Below are 17097 nucleotides of genomic sequence, written 5' to 3'. Positions count from 1 at the left end.
GCATGACGAACCAGGCAGCAGCAGACCTCATCGCGCGGTCGAACCGCCTCGGCGCCGATCCGAAGAACACGAACTACGCCGGCGGCAACACCTCGGCCAAGGGCACCGAGACCGACCCGGTCACGGGCGAGCCCGTCGAGCTCATGTGGGTCAAGGGCTCGGGCGGCGACCTCGGCACGCTCACCGAGCCGGGCCTCGCGGTGCTGCGCCTCGACCGCCTGCGCGCGCTCGTCGACGTGTACCCCGGCCTCGAGCGTGAAGACGAGATGGTCGCGGCCTTCGACTACACGCTGCACGGCAAGGGCGGCGCGGCGCCGTCGATCGACACGGCCATGCACGGGCTCGTCGACGCGGCGCATGTCGACCACCTGCACCCCGACTCCGGCATCGCGATCGCGACGGCGGCCGACGGCGAGGAGCTGACCGGTCGCATCTTCGGAGAGAAGGTGGTGTGGGTGCCGTGGCGTCGCCCCGGCTTCCAGCTCGGGCTCGACATCGCCGCGATCAAGGCGGCGAACCCCGACGCGATCGGCTGCATCCTCGGCGGGCACGGCATCACCGCGTGGGGCGACACGTCGGAGGAGACCGAGGCGAACTCGCTCTGGATCATCGACACCGCCGCCGCGTACATCGCCGAGCACGGCGCGGCCGAGCCGTTCGGCGCGGTCGTCGACGGCTTCGAACCGCTCGAGGCATCCGAGCGCCGCGCGAAGGCGGCCGCCCTCGCCGCGACCGTGCGCGGGCTCGCCTCGCACGACCGGCCGATGGTCGGCCACTTCACCGACGCGCCCGAGGTGCTCGACTTCCTCTCGCGGTCGAAGTCGGGTGCGCTCGCCGCGCTCGGCACGAGCTGCCCCGACCACTTCCTGCGCACCAAGGTCAAGCCGATGCTGCTCGACCTGCCGGCCGACGCCTCGATCGAGGCATCCGTCGCCCGCCTGCAGGAGCTGCACGAGGCGTACCGCGCCGACTACCAGGCGTACTACGACGCGCACGCGACCGCCGAGAGCCCCGCCATCCGCGGCGCCGACCCGCTCATCGTGCTCATCCCGGGCGTCGGCATGTTCAGCTACGGCGCGAACAAGCAGACCGCGCGCGTGGCCGGCGAGTTCTACGTCAACGCGATCAATGTCATGCGCGGTGCCGAGGCGCTCTCGACGTACTCCCCCATCAGCGACGCCGAGAAGTTCGCGATCGAGTACTGGGCCCTTGAAGAGGCCAAGCTCCAGCGCATGCCGAAGCCGAAGCCGCACGCGGGCCGCATCGCGCTCGTGACCGGTGCCGCCTCGGGCATCGGCAAGGCCATCGCGACCCGCCTCGCGGCCGAGGGCGCCTGCGTCGTCATCGCCGACCTCGACCTGTCGAAGGCCCAGGCTGCGGCCGCAGAGCTCGGGTCGGCGGATGTCGCGATCGGCGTCGCCGCGAACGTGACGGATGCCGCGCAGGTGCAGGCCGCGATCGATGCGGCGGTGCTCGCGTTCGGCGGCCTCGACCTCGTCGTGAACAACGCCGGGCTCTCGCTCTCGAAGCCCCTGCTCGAGACGACCGAGGCCGACTGGGACCTGCAGCACGACGTCATGGCCAAGGGCTCGTTCCTCGTCTCGAAGGCCGCCGCACGCGTGCTCATCGACCAGGGCCTCGGCGGCGACATCGTCTACATCTCCTCGAAGAACTCCGTCTTCGCCGGACCGAACAACATCGCGTACTCGGCGACGAAGGCCGACCAGGCCCACCAGGTGCGCCTGCTCGCGGTCGAGCTCGGCGAATACGGCATCAAGGTCAACGGCATCAACCCCGACGGCGTCGTGCGCGGCTCCGGCATCTTCGCCTCGGGCTGGGGCGCGAACCGCGCCAAGACGTACGGCATCGAGGAGGACAAGCTCGGCGAGTTCTACGCCCAACGCACGATCCTCAAGCGCGAGGTGCTCCCCGAGCACGTCGCGAATGCCGTGATCGTGCTGACCGGTCCCGAGCTCAGCCACACCACCGGGCTGCACATCCCCGTCGACGCCGGCGTCGCGGCGGCGTTCCTGCGATGAACGCGGGCACGGTCGCCGCGGTCGACCTCGGCGCGACGAGCGGCCGGGTCATCCTGGGTCGCGTCGACCAGCGTGCCGGAACGCTCGAGCTCGAGCACGTCGCGCGCTTCCCGAACGGGCCCGTGCGGCTCGCGTCGGGGCTTCACTGGGACTTCACCGGCCTCTACCGCGACCTCACGCGCGGCCTCGCCGACGCGTTCCGGCGCGACCCGACCGTCGCCTCGATCGGCGTCGACTCCTGGGCCGTCGACTACGGGCTGCTGCGCGGGGACCGCCTGCTCGGACAGCCGTTCCACTACCGCGACGGGCGCAACGCCCGCGGCGCCGAGACCGTGCACGGCGTCGTGCCGTTCGCCGACCTCTACCGCCGCAACGGCCTGCAGTACCTGCCGTTCAACACGCTGTATCAGCTCGCCGCCGAGCAGGCGGGCGGATGCCTCGGGCTCGCCGATTCCCTCCTCTTGGTGCCCGACCTCGTCGGGTTCGAGCTCACCGGCCGCCGCGTCGCCGAGCGCACGAACGCCTCGACCACGGGCCTGCTCGGGGTGCAATCCGGCGATTGGGACGACGAGCTCATCGAGCAGCTCGGACTCCCGGCATCCGTCTTCGCCCCGATCGTCGCGCCAGGCGAATCGCTCGGACCGCTGCGCCCGTCGGTGGCCGCAGAGCTCGGGGCACCCGACGGCGTCGAGGTCGTCGCCGTCGGCTCGCACGACACCGCCTCGGCGGTCGTGGCCGTGCCGATGCGGGCCGAGTCGGCCGCCTACATCTCGTGCGGCACGTGGGGCCTCGTGGGCGTCGAGCTCGAGCACCCCGTGACGACGGATGCCGCGCGCGAGGCGAACTTCACGAACGAGGGCGGCGTCGACGGGCGCGTGCGGTTCCTGCACAACGTCATGGGCCTCTGGCTGCTGTCGGAGTCGGTGCGCTGGTGGGAACGGGACGGCGAGACGATCGACCTCGGCGAGCTGCTCTCGGCCGCGGCATCCGTGACCGGCACCGTCGCGGTGTTCGACGCCGACGATCCGCGCTTCATGGCCCCGGGCGACCTGCCCGGCCGCATCGCGGAGTGGTGCGCCGAGCACGGCGTGCCCGCACCGCAGACGCGGGCCGAGTTCGCCCGTTCGATCATCGAATCGCTCGCCGAGGCGTTCGCCGGAGCCGTGCGCCAGGCGTCGGTGCTCTCGGGCGTCGACGTCGCGACGATCCACGTGGTCGGCGGCGGCGCGCTCAACGCGCTGCTCTGCCGGCGCACGGCCGACCGGTCGGGACTGCCCGTGCTCGCCGGCCCCGTCGAGGCGACCGCGATCGGCAACGTGCTCGTGCAGGCGCGGGCGCAGGGGTTCGTGCACGGATCGCTCGACGACCTGCGCTCGCTCGTCACGACGGCCTTCGAACCCCGCCGGTTCGAGCCGCGGGTGCGCTGACGCGCGTGCGCGACAGGCCGGGCCCGCCTAGTGCCCGTGCGCGATGAGCTGGATCAGGATCACGCTGAGCCCGACCGCCATGAGCGAGGCGAGCGCGATCAACTGCTTCCACCACACGGCCCTCGTGCGCCGCACGCCGAGGTAGGCGATCACGCCGAGCGTCACGAGGTAGACGATCGAGACGGTGCGCAGCGCCGCCTCGAGCCGCATGACGTCGAAGGCGGCGAGCGCGAGCACCAGCACGGGAACGCCCGCGGAGGCGAGCGCCGACGCGGCGATGCGCAGCATGACGCGGATCTCGTGGCCGTCGGGGAATCGGGCGTGCACCGAGAGGAAGGCGATGACGTCGGCCGCCAGGCCCGCGGCCGTGATCGCGAGGATGCCGATGGCGAGCTCGATCATCGCCCGCCCTGCGCCGAGGTGGTCGACGTTCGTGAGCTGCACGAGCACGATGGCGAGGCCGGTGAACGTCGCGTAGACGCGTTCCTTCAGGGCTTCGGCCCGCACGTTCTCGGGTCGCACCCGATGATCGTCGCTCGCCTTCGGATCGGCGGGCGCATCGTGCGCGCCCCCGGAGCTGGATCGAGCCCCCGCGTCATCCATGAGCGTTACGCTAGCAGCCGCTGCGCACCGTGGTCAGGCTGGAACGGATGCCGCGCGCACGCGCCCCTGGGCCTGCTCGGTGTCGCGCATGGCCGAGAGCGAGACCCCGACGCCGTAGGTGACGAAGTCGCCCCTGGGCCGCACGGCGATGCCGATGATGCTGCCGTGCTCGCCGCCGTCGGTGACGTCGAGGCCGTTCAAGAGCGCGTCGCGCACGTGCTCGGGCATCTCGGCAAGTGGAACGACCTCGGCGTCGCCCGAGAACGTGACGGTCGCGGCCGGGATCTTGACCCACGGCACGAACGGGATGCGCTTGGCGATCGGCACGGTGACGCCGACCGAGGGGTTCGCCGCGATGTGCCGCGCCTTCCACGCCCCGTCATGCGTGGTGAACCAGAGCCGTTCGTCGTGCACCGCGTGCATGACGCCGGCGGTGCGCGCCTCGCCGCGCGCGGTCACCATGCCGATGACCATGAAGTTCTCGGCGGTGATCGCGTTCCAGACGTCGCCGCGCTCGATGTCGACCATGTCGAACCTCTTTCAGGAGAAATCAGTGCTTTACAATGTAAAGCGAGGATACGAGCGTGAGCTTTACATTGTCAAGCCCTTGTTCGGAGACGTTCCACGAAGCACGATGGGAGCACGATGACCGACACCGTTCCGAGCGTTCCGATCGACGCGGCCCCGGCCGGCCCCGCCGCCTCCCCGACGGGAGCGCCCGGGCGCGCAGCGCTGCTCCGCGCCATGGACGAGCTCGCCCGCGAGCAGGGCGTGAACGCCGTGGGCCTCCGCGAGGTCGCCCGTCGCGCAGGGCTCTCCCACGCCGCCCCCACGCATTTCTTCGGCAGCCGCGCGGGCATGATCCGCGCGCTCGCGCTCGAGGGCCTCGCCCTGCTCGACGCCGAGCTCTGCACCGCACAGGAGCGCGCGGCCCACCTGCCCGGACGCGAGCGGCTCGTGCAGGACTCGCTCGAGTTCGTCGCCTTCGCCCAGCGCAACCCGGCGCATTTCGACGCCATGTTCCGCACCCCGAGCATCGCGCACGGCGACGAGACCCTCGATCGCGCCCGGCTCGCCGCGCTCGAGGGCCTCCGCGCGCTCGTCGTCGAGGTGCACGCCACGGGCGCCATCACCGGCGACGTCGAGAGCACGTTCCTGCAGCTCTGCGCGATGAGCCACGGCATCGCCTCGCTCGCGGTCGACGGTCTGCTGCACGGCTTCGGCGAGCTCCTCCCGCCCGACGCGACCATGGACGCCGCCGAGCGCATCATCCGGGCGCAGGTCGAGCAGCTCCCGTGACGGGGCGTGTGACGGCGCCAGAGACGAGGGCGGATGCCGCGGGCCAACGTTCTGAGAGGATCGAAGCATGACCGACCGACTGCTCGTGTCCCTTCCCGGCGCCACCCTGCGCGATGCGATCGGCGACCTCCCCGACGGGGTCGACGTCGTGCTGTGGGACCTGACCGGCCCTGCGCCCGCCGACCACCTCGACCTCGTCGTGCCGCCGTACATGGGCGCGTCCGCGAAGCTCGGCGCGCTCGAGGGCGTCAGCACGCGACTCGTGCAGTCGCAGTCGATCGGGTACGACGACGTCGCGGCGGCGTTGCCGCCCGGGCACGTCTACGCGAACGCGGCATCCGTGCACGAGACCTCGACGGCCGAGCTGACCCTCGCCCTCGTGCTCGCGGCGCAGCGCGGCATCCCCGACTTCGTGCGCGCGGCCGGTGAGGGCAGGTGGGCGCCCGCCCGGCACGCGAGCCTCGCCGACCGTCGCGTGCTGCTCGTCGGCTACGGCGGCGTCGGCAAGGCCATCGAGGAGCGACTGCTGCCGTTCGAGGTCGCCGTCACACGCGTCGCGAGCCGCGCCCGCGACGACGAGCGCGGCCGCATCCACGGCATCGACGAGCTGCCCGACCTGCTGCCCGACGCCGAGATCGTCATCGTCGGCGTTCCGCTGACGGATGCCACGACCGACCTGGTCGACGACGCGTTCCTGTCCGCGCTGCCCGACGGCGCACTCGTCGTGAACATCGCCCGCGGCCGGGTCGCCGACACCGACGCGATCCTCGACCACGCGACGCGCGGACGCCTGCGCTTCGCGCTCGACGTCACCGAGCCCGAACCGCTGCCCACGGGGCATCCGCTCTTCGCCCTGCCGAACGTGCTCGTCTCGCCGCACGTCGGCGGCGCCTCGACCGCGATGATGCCGCGCATGGCGCGACTCGTGCGCGACCAGGTCGAGCGGATGCTGCGGGGCGATGAGCCCCGCAACGTCGTGCTGCGCAGCTGAGCGCCGACACCTCGCCGACCCGAATCCCTGCCCCGAGAGGCCCCTGCATGCCGTACTTCGACCACGCCTTCGACTGGACCCGCCGCAACGTCGAGCAGGGGCCGCTGCCCTCGGCCGTGCTCGGCATCGCCACCGGTGAGGGCATCGTGGCCCTCGAGGCCTTCGGCGAGGCATCCGTCGACGACCACTACCCGCTGTTCTCGATCACGAAGCCGATCCTCGGCCTGGCGGCGCTGCACCAGATCGAGCAGGGCCGCCTGCGGCCCGACACTCCGCTCACCGACGCGGTGCCCGAGTTCGGCGCCGGGCGCGACGACGTCGTGCAGCTGCGCCACCTCGTCAGCCACACGTCGGGCATCATCGAACCGGCGATGGACGACCCCCAGGGCCTGCGCCGCGGCCTGCTCGAACCCGGGCGCGACTTCGCCGCGGGCACCGCGAGCCGGTACTCGACGATCGCGTTCGAGGGCGTCGCCGCGCTCATCGAGCACGCCTCCGGCGCACCGTGGGAACAGGCCGTGGCGAAGGTCGGCGAGCGCGTCGGCGCGACGGGCCTCACGTTCGACGCCGAGGTCAGCCCGCACGCGCCGATCGAGGCCGCCGAGCAGGGGGTCGACTACGCGAGGTTCGCGGCGCAGCGGCATCCGGGCGCCGGCCTGCTCGCACGGGCCGAAGACCTGCTCGCGGTCGGCAGCGCGCTGCTGCGCGACGACGGCTCGCTCGTCTCGCGCGTGACGGCCCAGGCGATGCTCCGCCCGCTCACGGCCGGCCTGCCGAAGCTCGAGCCTTACGTCGAGTCACGGGGCCAGGACTGGGGCTTCACGTGGAACCTGCGGCACTCGGCGCCCGGGCTGCTCGCGAGCGACACGTTCGGCCACGGCGGTTGGGCGGGCACCGAGTTCTGGGTCACCCCGTCGCTCGGCATCTGCTTCGTGCTGCTCACGAACGTCGGCGGCGGCCTCGGGCGCTACGACGTGAACACCGACGAACTGCACAACGCGGTGGCCGCGGGCGCCTGAGCCGGCCTGGGTTCGAGGCCGCCCGGCTCGTCAGCGGGTCCAGGTGCCGAGGCCGTCGGCGTCGAAGAACTGCAGGTTCATCGTGTCGGCACCGGTCGTGCCGCCGATCGTGAACGTCGCCGAGGACCTCGACCCCCATGGCGCGTTCTCGCCCGTCGGCACGAAGGCGAACTCGTCGCCGTTCCACGGCTCGAGCTCGAGCTCGTATGCGCCGTCCGGACCGAGCCCGGCGACGAGCGAGTCGCCCAGCACCTCGACGACCGCATCGCCGTAGTACGGGTTCGTCCACGTGCCCGCGTACCCGTCGAGCGGGCCGGGGGCCGCGGCATCCGTCGGCTGCTCCTCGCCCGCGAGATCACCCGCGGGCTCGTAGTAGTGGGCGAACACCTGCCCGTAGTCGCTCAACCAGTCCCGGTGCACCTCGCCGAACTGCACCCGGTCGAGGAACGTGCTGACGATCGCCTCCGGCACGCCGACCGGCCCGCCGTTCGTGAGGGCGACGACCCCGAGGCCGAGGCTCGGCACGATCTGGAAGTTCGTCGCGGCGCCGAGACAGAACGCGCCCGAGTGCGAGGCGGTCGTATGACCCGACGGATCGGTTCCGGTGTTGAACCCGTAGCCGTAGAACCCCGCCCGCTGATCGGGCGCACCTGCGTGCCCCGAGACGATCTCGGGGGTGAACGCCGGGAGCAGCTCATCGGCGGGCACGAGCTCCTCGCCCGAGAAGGTGCCCTCGCCGAGCAGCAACGACATCCACTTCGCGAGGTCGAGCACGTTCGAGCTGACGCCGCCCGCGGGGGTCTGGGCGTCGGCGTCGCGCTCGTAGAGCGGCTGGAACTCGCCGTCCTCGAGAGCGTGCAAGGTCGCCCGGTTGTCCTCTTCGAGGAAGTCCTCGTAGCGCGAGCTCGTCGAATCCATGCCGAGCGGCTCGTACAGGGCCTGCTCCGACAGCTCCTCCCACTCGGCGCCGACGGCGTTCGCAACCGCTTCGGCCCCCGCCGTGAGCCCGAAGTTCGCATAGTGGTACGTCGTGCGGAACGGATCGAGCGGAAGCCGGTCGAGGTGCTCCAGGATGTACCCCCGGTCGTACCCGATGTCCTCGAGCGAATCGCCGCCCGCCATCGGCAGTCCCGACCGGTGCGAGAAGAGGTCGCCGACGCTCACGTGATCGGTGACCCACGGATCGGCGAGCCCGAACCCGGGCAGGTACTGCGCGGCCGGCGTGTCCCAGCCGAGGTCGCCGCCGAGTTGCGAGGCGACCACGGTCGCCGCGATCGGCTTGGACATCGAGGCGATCTGGAACACCGTGGACTCGTCGACCGGCGCGTCCTCGCCGAGCTCGCGCACGCCGAAGCCGTCGGCGTACAGCAGCTCCTCGCCGCGGATCACGGCGACCGCCGCACCCGGCACGCCCGACTCGTCGAGGATCGCCCGGATGTCCCCCGGCAGCGCCTCGAGCGCGGCGTCGAGCCCGCCCTCGGCCACCTCGACCGCGTCCGCCGGCGGCGGGCCGCCGGCGGAGACGCGCGGCGCGTACGCGTCGGGTTCCGGCGCGCAGCCGGCGAGCGCGACGACGGTCGCGACGAGCGAGATGGCAGCGACCGATGAACGCGCGCGGCGATGAGACATGTGCACCCTCCCCCTTGGAGACACTCCCGCGAGCGTATCGGCAAGGGAGCCGCGCGTCTGCCCCCGTTCGGGGCGCTCCGCCTCGCGCCGCGCCCGCTCGGCGTCGTGTCCCGAGACCGGCCCGTCGGCGATCGGAAGCAGTCGTGACCTGCATGCGCCGTCGAGCGTTCACCTGCAGCGCGGCATCCGTTCACCGGCCGCTCCTACGCTCCGAATGACCCCCGGAGCCACGCATCGTGCCGCCTGGCGCGACCTCCTCGGGTCCACCGAGAGAGGACCATCCTGTGCAGATCACCCGCACTGTGCACATCTCCCGCACGCGCTCGCTCACCGCGATCGCCATCGTGGGCGCGGCTGCGCTCGCACTGAGCGGTTGCGCCTCCGCCGACGGCTCCGGCGGTGACGACGGCTCGTCCGTCGACGCCGCGACCGCCACCAGCGTCGCCGACTTCGGAACGTTCGCCGACCTCGAGGCCGCGGCGAAGGCCGAAGGCGCGCTCAACGTCATCGCGCTCCCCCGCGACTGGGCCAACTACGGCGAGGTCCTCGACGCCTTCGCGGCCGCCTACCCCGAGATCTCGATCAACGAGATCACGCCCGACGCGTCGAGCGCCGAGGAGATCGAGGCCGCGCGCACGAACGAGGGCCTCGACACCGCGCCCGACACGTTCGACCTCGGCCTCACCGTCGCGTTGGCGAACACCGACGTGTTCGCGCCGTACAAGGTGCAGACGTGGGACGACATCCCCGACGCCCTCAAGGAGTCGACCGGCCTCTACGTCGGCGACTACGGCGGATACATGTCGGTCGGCTACGACTCGTCGAAGTTCCCCGCGCCGAAGGCCCTCGACGACCTGCTCGGCGACGACTACAAGGGTTCGGTCGCGATCAACGGCGACCCGACGCAGGCGGGCGCCGCGTTCGCGGCGGTCGGCATGGCGACCGTGCAGTCGGACGGGACGCTCGACGACTTCCAGCCGGGCATCGACTTCTTCGCCGCCCTGCAGGACGCCGGCAACCTGCTGAAGGTGGATGTCACGACCGCGACCGTTGCGTCCGGTGAGACCCCCGTCGTCTTCGACTGGGACTACCTGAACGCCTCGCACCAGGCCGACAACTCGAACTGGGCGGTCGTCGTGTTCCAGGGCACCGGCTACGCCGGCTACTACAACCAGGCGATCAACAAGGACGCCCCGCACCCCGCCGCCGCCCGCCTCTGGCAGGAGTTCCTCTACGGCGACGAGGCGCAGAACCTCTGGCTGAAGGGCGGCGCGCGCCCCGTGCGGGCCGAGGCGATGGCCGAGGCCGGCACGATCGATGAGAAGCTCTGGGACGCGCTGCCTCCCGCCCCCGAGGACACCGTCGTGCCCACGCAGGAGCAGAGCACGAAGGCCGGCGAGCTGCTCGGCGAGGAATGGGCGGCCGCGGTCCAGTGACGACCGAGACCGTCGCGCCGGAACGCGGCGACCAGGGGACGCAGGTCCCCGGTCGCCGCGCTGCGGTGTCCGTTCCCGCGGCGTTCGGACTCGTGCCGTTCGCGGCATACGTGCTGCTGTTCCTCGCACTGCCGGTGCTGCTCGCCGTCGGGAGCGGCCTGTTCGACGCCGACGGCGACTTCACCCTCGACAACCTCGCCGCGCTCGGCGACCCGGTCGTCGTGCAGACCTTCGCCAACTCGCTCTGGCTGTCGGCGCTCACGGCGATCGTCGGCGCGATCGCCGGGGCCCTCGCGTGCTGGGCGATGCTCGGGCTCGGCCAGTCGAGCCGCATCCGGTCCACGGTCGACGCCGCCTCCGGCGTCCTCGCCCAGTTCGGCGGCGTCATGCTCGCGTTCGCGTTCATCGCGACGATCGGCATCCAGGGGTTCGTCACCGTGTGGCTCCGCGACTCGCTCGGCATCGACATCTTCGCCGACGGTGCGTGGATCTACGACGTGCGCGGGCTCATCCTCCCCTACATCTACTTCCAGGTGCCGCTCATGGTGATCACGTTCATGCCGGCACTGCAGGCGCTGCGCCCGCAGTGGCTCGAGGCGAACCTCACGCTCGGCGGCACGCGCGCGGGCTTCTGGCTGCGAGTCGGCGTGCCGGTGCTCGCGCCGTCGTTCCTCGCGAGCCTGCTGCTGCTCTTCGCGAACGCCTTCTCGTCGTACGCGACCGCGGCCGCCCTCGCGAGCCAGGGCTCGCAGATCGTGCCGCTGCAGATCCGCGCGGCGCTCACGAGCGAGGTACTGCTCGGCCGCGAGAACCTGGCGGGCGTGCTCGCACTCGGCATGATCCTCATCATGGCGGTCGTCATGACGCTGTACTCGCTCGTGCAGCGTCGGGCCGCGAGGTGGCGACGATGAGCTCGACGAACGCCGGCCTCGGGCCGGGCCGCACGGGCCGCTGGGTCATCGGCATCGTGCTCGGCGGCCTGTTCCTGGTTCCGATCGTGTCGATGATCGAGTTCACCCTGCGCGACCAGGCCGCACCCGAAGGACACTCGTTCGTGCACTGGGCCGGCCTCTTCGACCCGGCGAACGCACCCCGCTACGCGCCGATCTGGCAGGGCCTCGGCAACTCGATCGTGCTCGCGATCGTCACGATCGCGATCGTGCTGCTCCTGCTCGCGCCCACGATGATCCTCGTCACGCTGCGCTTCCCGAAGCTGCAGCGGCCGCTCGAGTTCATCGCGCTGCTGCCGATCTCCGTGCCCGCGATCGTCGTGGTGGTCGGGCTCGCGCCGGTGTACCAGGTGATCGGGCGCACCTTCGGCACCGGCATCTGGTCGCTCGCCCTCGCCTACGGCATCACCGTGCTGCCGTTCGCGTACCGTGCGATCCAGGCGTCCATCGACGCGACCGACGTGCGTACGCTCGCCGAAGCCGCGCGATCGCTCGGCGCGAGCTGGCCCGAGGTGCTCCTGCGGGTGCTCGCGCCGAACCTGCGCACGGGGCTGCTCGCGGCATCCCTCATCTCGGTCGCCGTGGTGCTCGGGGAGTACACCATCGCCTCCCTCCTCGCCCGCCAGAACCTGCAGACCGCGCTCGTCGTCGTCGGCAAGCAGGACGCCTACGTCGCCGTCATCTTCTCCCTCCTCGCGCTCGTGTTCGCGTTCGCGCTGCTCCTCGTCATCGGCCGCGCCGGCACGCGCGCCGTCGGAAAGGCCCGCCCATGACCGTCGCCCGCGAATCGGCCGCATCAGCCGTCATCCCCACCGACCAGAACCTCGTGCTCGCCGGCCGCGGCGCCGGGGTGGCCGTCGCGTTCGACCGGGTCGTGAAGGACTACGGCTCGGGCCCGGTGCTCCACGACTTCACGCTCGCCGTGGAACCCGGAGAGTTCGTGTCGCTGCTCGGCCCGTCGGGCTGCGGCAAGACGACCGCGCTGCGCGTGCTCGCCGGCCTCGAGACCGCCACCGGCGGTGTCGTGCGCATCGGCGGCGAAGACGTCTCGCGGGTGCCCACGAACCACCGCGACCTCGGCATGGTCTTCCAGTCGTACTCGCTGTTCCCGCACCTCACCGTGCTCGGCAACACCCTGTTCGGGCTGCGGATGCGCAAGGTCGCCCGCGTAGAGGCCCGTGCGCGCGCGCTCGACGCGCTCGCACTCGTCGGGCTCGCCCACCTCGCCGATCGCTTCCCGCACCAGCTCTCGGGCGGGCAGCAGCAGCGCGTCGCCCTCGCCAGGGCGCTCGTCACCGAGCCTCGCGTGCTGCTCCTCGACGAGCCGCTGTCGGCGCTCGACGCGAAGGTGCGGGTGCAGCTGCGCGACGAGATCCGCCGGATTCAGCTTCGCCTCGGCATCACGACGGTGTTCGTCACGCACGACCAGGAGGAGGCGCTCGCGGTCTCGGACCGGATCGCGGTGATGGACCGCGGCGGCATCGAGCAGGTGGGCACGCCCGAAGAGCTCTACCTGCGGCCGGCCTCGCCGATCGTGGCCGCCTTCGTCGGGCTCAGCTCGATCGTGCCTGCGAGGATCTCGGGCGGTGTCGCACAGGTGCTCGGCACGTCGCTGCCGGTGCTCGGCGACGTGCCCGACGGCCCCGTCGAGGCGTTCCTGCGGCCCGAGAACGTGCGGTTGACGGGCGAGGGCGGCACCGCGGCGACCGTGCAGGAGAGCACGTTCCTCGGCAGCATCCGGCGAACGCTGGTCACCACGGCCGACGGCACGGTGCTGCGACTGCAGCACGCCGCCGACGACCGACTCGCGTTCGGCGACGCGGTGCGGGTGACGCTCGTGCCGGTGCCGGTCGCGGTGCGCGCGGTCGAGACCGCCACGGCCACCACGGCCTGAGCCGGAGGGGAGCGCCTGGCCCGAGCCGGAGACGCCAGGGGCGGCGCGTCTACTCGCTCACGCTGCCGACCGGCTGCACCTCCGCGTACCCTTCGAGCACCGACTGGATGCGCGCGAGTGCGGCCGTGTCGAGCCCGCCGTCGCCCGTGACCGCCTGCCAGCCGTCGAGCATGATGTCGCCGTAGTTGTGGCCGTAGCTGGCGGGCACGCCCGCGCTCACGAACATGTCGATCGCGACCTGCAACGCGGTCACGGCCGGGATCCAGCGCATCGAGTCGCTGACGTCGTCGGAACGCTCCTCGGGGGTCAGCCAGTCGGGCTCGGCCCAGATCAACTCGAGTCCGAGCCACGTGACCGGGTCGGTCGCGTGCTGCAGGTAGGCGACCCGCGGAGCTTCCCACCCCTGGCCGAGCGCGTCGAAATCGCCGGGCACCGATTGCCAGCGCACCTCGCGTCCGTCGTCGACGACGGGAAGCCACTGCGGGCTGCCCGGCTCGCGCGCCGCGGTGAGCGTGCGCCACATGGTCGAGCCGTTCGGGCTCCCGACGAGGAGCGCCCCCTCGGTGCGGGCTCGCATCTCGTCGAGGCCGCCGAACGCCTCCTGCGTTCCATGCGCGCCGAGGCTCAGCCCGTACACGACGAGCTGCGGGCGATCCGCCTCGGGCAGGGTCTCCCACTTCTCCCGCACCGCATCGAAGAGGGCGACGGATGACGCGACCGGGGCATCGGGGTCGAAGAGGAACGACACCCAGCTCGGCGTGTACGCGTACTGCATCGACACGATGGCGGTGTCTCCGCCGTGCAGGTACTCGACGGCGTCGACGGCCTGCGGCTCCAGCCACCCGGACCCCGTGGTCGTGGCGACGACGAGCAGGTCGCGATCGAACGCCCCGGTGCGCTCGAGCTCGCGCACGGCGATGGCGGCGCGCTCCTCGACGGTCGGCGCATTCGCCTGGCCGACGTAGACGCGCACGGGTTCGAGCGCCGGGCGCCCGGTGAGCTCCTCGATGTCGGCGGCCTTCGGGCCACCGCCGAGGAACGCGGTGCCGTGCCGGCCGACGAGATCCCATTCGACCTCGGAGTCCGGCCCCGCGGAGCGGAAGGCGCTCATGGGCTCGGTGACCCACGGAGCGGCAGGGCCGTTGTTCGCGAGGTAGAGCCGGTCGAGGCCGAACATCACGACGGCGACGACCACGACCGTCGACCCGACGACGATCGCCGTGGCGGCCGTGACCCCCCAACCGCGACCGAGGCGGGCGGTCATCCGGGTTCCGAGCCGCCGCTCGGCGCGGGAGAGGGCGATGCCGACGAGCACGACGGGGACGAAGCCCGCGAAGAAGAGCAGGGCGTCGAACCCGTCGATCTCGGGCAGCTCGACCGTGCGGCGGACCTCGTTCTGCCACCCGACGGAGGCGAACGCCAGCACGATCGCGAGCAGCACGGCGACGCCGAGGTACACCCACCACGCGATGCGGCGATGCTCGGGCGTCGGACGCCAGTGCACGAAGCGGCGCACCAGCCACCACAGGCCGACCCCGATGCCGTACCCGATGAGGAACGCGAGCGCGGTGATGATGCCCTGGAACAGCGCCGGTCGCGGCAGCAGCGACGGGGTCATCGAGAGCGCGGCGAGGAGCAGCCCGACGAGGGCGCCTCCCGGGTCGAGCCTCCACCAGCGAGCGTGCATGCGTACCCCCTCCGGCGTCGCCCCGGACGTCGTCACCGCATCATGGCACGGCGCACCGGCCGAACCGCGGCGACGCGGCCGCGCCGGCCGCCCGGCCCGTCTCAGGCCGAGGCGTCGGCGAGCGCCACGAGCTCGTCGGCGGTGAGCTCCAGCGGGATCGACGCGAGCAGGTCGCCGAGCTGCTCGACGTTGCGTGCACTGGCGATCGGGGCGACGACGGTGGGCTGCTGCCGGAGCCACGCGAGCGAGACCGAGGCGACGGATGCCGCGTGCGAGGCCGCGACCTCGTCGAGCGCCGCGAGCACCCGGGCGCCGCGATCGCCGACGTACGGCGCCGCACCGCCCGCGCGGACGCTCGCGCCCTCGGCGGTGACATCCGCCTCGCTGCGGTACTTGCCGGCGAGGAAGCCCTTCGCGAGCGAGAAGTACGGGAAGACCGCGAGCCCCTCGCGCTCTGCGCGCTCGCGCAGGCCGTTCGACTCGAAGTCGCGCTCGACCAGGTTGTAGTGCGGCTGCAGTGCGACGGCGCGGTGGAAGCCGTTCGCCTCGGTGACCCGGAACCACTCGTCGATGCGTTCCGCCGTGTAGTTCGAGATGCCGATCGCGCGCACCTTGCCGACATCGACGAGCGCCGAGAGGGCCTCGACGGTCTCCACGAGCGACACGTCGGCATCGTCGAAGTGGGCGTAGTAGAGATCGATGACGTCGGTGCCGAGGCGCTGGAGCGAGGCATCCGCCGCCGCCCGGATGTTCGCGGCCGAGAGGCCCTTGAACTCGGGGTGGGAGCTGACCTTCGTGGCGATGACGACGTCGTCGCGCGAGCCTCGCGACGCGATCCACTCGCCGATGAGGCGCTCGCTCTCGCCGCCCGAGTTGCCCGGCACCCAGGCCGAGTAGCCGTCGGCGGTGTCGAGGAAGTCGCCGCCGCCGGCGGTGAACGCGTCGAGCACGGCGAAGGTGGCGTCGCGGTCGGCGGTCCAGCCGAAGACGTTCGTGCCGAGCGACAGCGGGGCGATCTCGAGGTCGGACGCGCCGATGCGGGCACGGGTGGCGGTCTGGACGGATGCGGTCATGCGGACTCCTGCTGGTTCGATGCGGATCGGAGGCGGATATCCCAAGCCAACCGCACGCACGACCCGGGTGTTCCCGGATGACGCGAGATCACCGCGCGTGACGCGGAGGGTCAGCCCGCGAGCCGCGCCGAGACCTGCCAGGCGCCGCGGCGCACGGCGTGCTCGAGCTGCGCGGACCGGGCGGCGAAATCCTTCGCCTGCACCGAGACCGACACCGCACCGACGGTGCGGCCGGCCGCCGAGCGCACCGGGGCCGCGATGCACGCGAGCTTGGGCAGGTACTCCTCGACCTCGACGGCGACCTGCTGGGCGCGGATCTCGTCGAGCTGCTCGGTCAGGGACGCGACGTCCGTGATGGTCGACGCGGTGAGGCGCGCGGGCGAGTGCCGCTCGAGGAAGCGCGCCACGCCCGCGTCGTCGCGCGAGGCCAGCATGAGCTTGCCGAACGCGGTCGTGTGCGAGGCCTCGGAGAACCCGACGTGCAGTTGCCCGATGCGCGGATGCGCCGCCGAGTCCTCGATATGCGCCACGGCGATGTCGTCGCCCCGGAACACCGTGAGGTACGCGGGGGCGCCGACCGCATCGTGCATGGCCCGCAGCACCTGGCGCACCGGATCGGTCGCGACGAGCTGGTACTGCAGCGCCCGGCCGAGCTGATCGACCGTGCGACCCAGGATGTAGCGGTGCTCGCCCGATTGCCTGGCGAGGTAGTCCTGCCGGTGCAGCGTCGCGAGCAGGCGGTAGGTCGTGGACTGCCCGAGGCCGAGCCGCTCGGCGATCTCGGCCGCCGTGAGCCCGGTGGGAGCCGCACCGACGAGCTCGAGGATGCGCAGCACGCGCTCGGCCGACTGGATGCCCGCGCCGACGTGGCGCTCCACTGCGCTCATGCTCCCGATGCTACGCCGGGCGGGCGGTGCGCGGAACGGGTTCGATGGGCCTCACGGCGAGGAACGCGACGGATCCCGGGGCGTTTCGCACATAGTGCGAACGGGGCGTGACGCGGGCGCGCAAGCGGCGCAGAGTTGGGTCGTCCGAGCCGGCATGCGTCGG

The 17097-nt window shown here is 72.1% G+C and carries 15 protein-coding genes; 9 read left to right on the top strand and 6 right to left on the bottom strand.

The window, feature by feature from the left end; translation table 11 throughout:
- Positions 1 to 2 precede the first annotated feature (2 nt).
- Both AC3IPY_RS01455 and AC3IPY_RS01450 read left to right on the top strand, forming a co-directional pair.
- Positions 3 to 2039, top strand: coding sequence for a bifunctional aldolase/short-chain dehydrogenase (locus AC3IPY_RS01455; RefSeq protein WP_489186218.1), 2037 nt, complete (start codon positions 3 to 5; stop codon positions 2037 to 2039).
- A complete protein-coding gene (locus AC3IPY_RS01450; RefSeq protein WP_489186217.1) occupies positions 2036 to 3466 on the top strand; it encodes a rhamnulokinase in 1431 nt (476 codons plus the stop codon). The genes AC3IPY_RS01455 and AC3IPY_RS01450 overlap by 4 nt, the downstream gene beginning before the upstream one ends.
- 27 nt (positions 3467 to 3493) lie before the next feature.
- Here the strand turns inward: AC3IPY_RS01450 and AC3IPY_RS01445 are convergent, their stop codons facing one another.
- Positions 3494 to 4069, bottom strand: coding sequence for a hypothetical protein (locus tag AC3IPY_RS01445; RefSeq protein WP_489186216.1), 576 nt, complete (start codon positions 4067 to 4069; stop codon positions 3494 to 3496).
- 33 nt (positions 4070 to 4102) lie between these two features.
- A complete protein-coding gene (locus AC3IPY_RS01440; RefSeq protein ID WP_489186215.1) occupies positions 4103 to 4597 on the bottom strand; it encodes a pyridoxamine 5'-phosphate oxidase family protein in 495 nt (164 codons plus the stop codon).
- 117 nt (positions 4598 to 4714) lie between these two features.
- On the opposite strand from AC3IPY_RS01440, the gene AC3IPY_RS01435 reads away from it, so the two are divergent.
- The 3 genes from AC3IPY_RS01435 to AC3IPY_RS01425 all read left to right on the top strand — a co-directional run bounded on the left by AC3IPY_RS01435 (position 4715) and on the right by AC3IPY_RS01425 (position 7378).
- Positions 4715 to 5368 carry a TetR/AcrR family transcriptional regulator gene (locus AC3IPY_RS01435; RefSeq protein ID WP_489186214.1) on the top strand — a complete coding sequence of 218 codons (654 nt, stop codon included), beginning with the start codon at positions 4715 to 4717 and terminating at the stop codon, positions 5366 to 5368.
- Positions 5369 to 5435: 67 nt separating this feature from the next.
- The gene (locus AC3IPY_RS01430) at positions 5436 to 6359 is read left to right on the top strand and encodes a 2-hydroxyacid dehydrogenase (RefSeq protein WP_489186213.1); all 924 of its coding nucleotides are present in this window, start codon (positions 5436 to 5438) and stop codon (positions 6357 to 6359) included.
- 47 nt (positions 6360 to 6406) lie between these two features.
- A complete protein-coding gene (locus AC3IPY_RS01425; RefSeq protein WP_489186212.1) occupies positions 6407 to 7378 on the top strand; it encodes a serine hydrolase domain-containing protein in 972 nt (323 codons plus the stop codon).
- A gap of 30 nt (positions 7379 to 7408) precedes the next feature.
- Here AC3IPY_RS01425 and AC3IPY_RS01420 read toward each other — a convergent pair whose 3' ends face one another.
- On the bottom strand, positions 7409 to 9007 hold the full coding sequence (locus tag AC3IPY_RS01420) for a serine hydrolase (RefSeq protein ID WP_489186211.1): 1599 nt from the start codon (positions 9005 to 9007) through the stop codon (positions 7409 to 7411).
- A 308-nt stretch (positions 9008 to 9315) separates the two neighbouring features.
- Between AC3IPY_RS01420 and AC3IPY_RS01415 the strand changes: the two genes are divergently transcribed.
- The 4 genes from AC3IPY_RS01415 to AC3IPY_RS01400 are packed head-to-tail and all read left to right on the top strand — an operon-like array spanning position 9316 to position 13287.
- Positions 9316 to 10443 carry an ABC transporter substrate-binding protein gene (locus tag AC3IPY_RS01415; protein ID WP_489188399.1) on the top strand — a complete coding sequence of 376 codons (1128 nt, stop codon included), beginning with the start codon at positions 9316 to 9318 and terminating at the stop codon, positions 10441 to 10443.
- The gene (locus AC3IPY_RS01410) at positions 10440 to 11354 is read left to right on the top strand and encodes an ABC transporter permease (RefSeq protein ID WP_489186210.1); all 915 of its coding nucleotides are present in this window, start codon (positions 10440 to 10442) and stop codon (positions 11352 to 11354) included. Before AC3IPY_RS01415 ends, AC3IPY_RS01410 begins: the two co-directional genes overlap by 4 nt.
- Positions 11351 to 12166 carry an ABC transporter permease gene (locus AC3IPY_RS01405; protein WP_489186209.1) on the top strand — a complete coding sequence of 272 codons (816 nt, stop codon included), beginning with the start codon at positions 11351 to 11353 and terminating at the stop codon, positions 12164 to 12166. Before AC3IPY_RS01410 ends, AC3IPY_RS01405 begins: the two co-directional genes overlap by 4 nt.
- Positions 12163 to 13287 (top strand): ABC transporter ATP-binding protein, encoded by a 1125-nt coding sequence (locus tag AC3IPY_RS01400; RefSeq protein WP_489186208.1) that lies wholly within the window; start codon positions 12163 to 12165, stop codon positions 13285 to 13287. Before AC3IPY_RS01405 ends, AC3IPY_RS01400 begins: the two co-directional genes overlap by 4 nt.
- Before the next feature lie 49 nt (positions 13288 to 13336).
- On the opposite strand, the gene AC3IPY_RS01395 is transcribed toward AC3IPY_RS01400, so the two are convergent.
- From AC3IPY_RS01395 to AC3IPY_RS01385, 3 genes are all read right to left on the bottom strand, one after another.
- Positions 13337 to 14974 carry an alpha/beta hydrolase gene (locus AC3IPY_RS01395; protein ID WP_489186207.1) on the bottom strand — a complete coding sequence of 546 codons (1638 nt, stop codon included), beginning with the start codon at positions 14972 to 14974 and terminating at the stop codon, positions 13337 to 13339.
- Positions 14975 to 15075: 101 nt separating this feature from the next.
- A complete protein-coding gene (locus AC3IPY_RS01390) occupies positions 15076 to 16047 on the bottom strand; it encodes an aldo/keto reductase (protein ID WP_489186206.1) in 972 nt (323 codons plus the stop codon).
- A gap of 110 nt (positions 16048 to 16157) precedes the next feature.
- On the bottom strand, positions 16158 to 16934 hold the full coding sequence (locus AC3IPY_RS01385) for an IclR family transcriptional regulator (RefSeq protein WP_489186205.1): 777 nt from the start codon (positions 16932 to 16934) through the stop codon (positions 16158 to 16160).
- Positions 16935 to 17097: the final 163 nt, after the last annotated feature.

The sequence above is a fragment of the Agromyces sp. GL_144 genome, from assembly GCF_057834305.1.
Note: the sequence above shows the minus strand (reverse complement) of the source record. Positions and strands in the feature narration are given on the sequence as shown.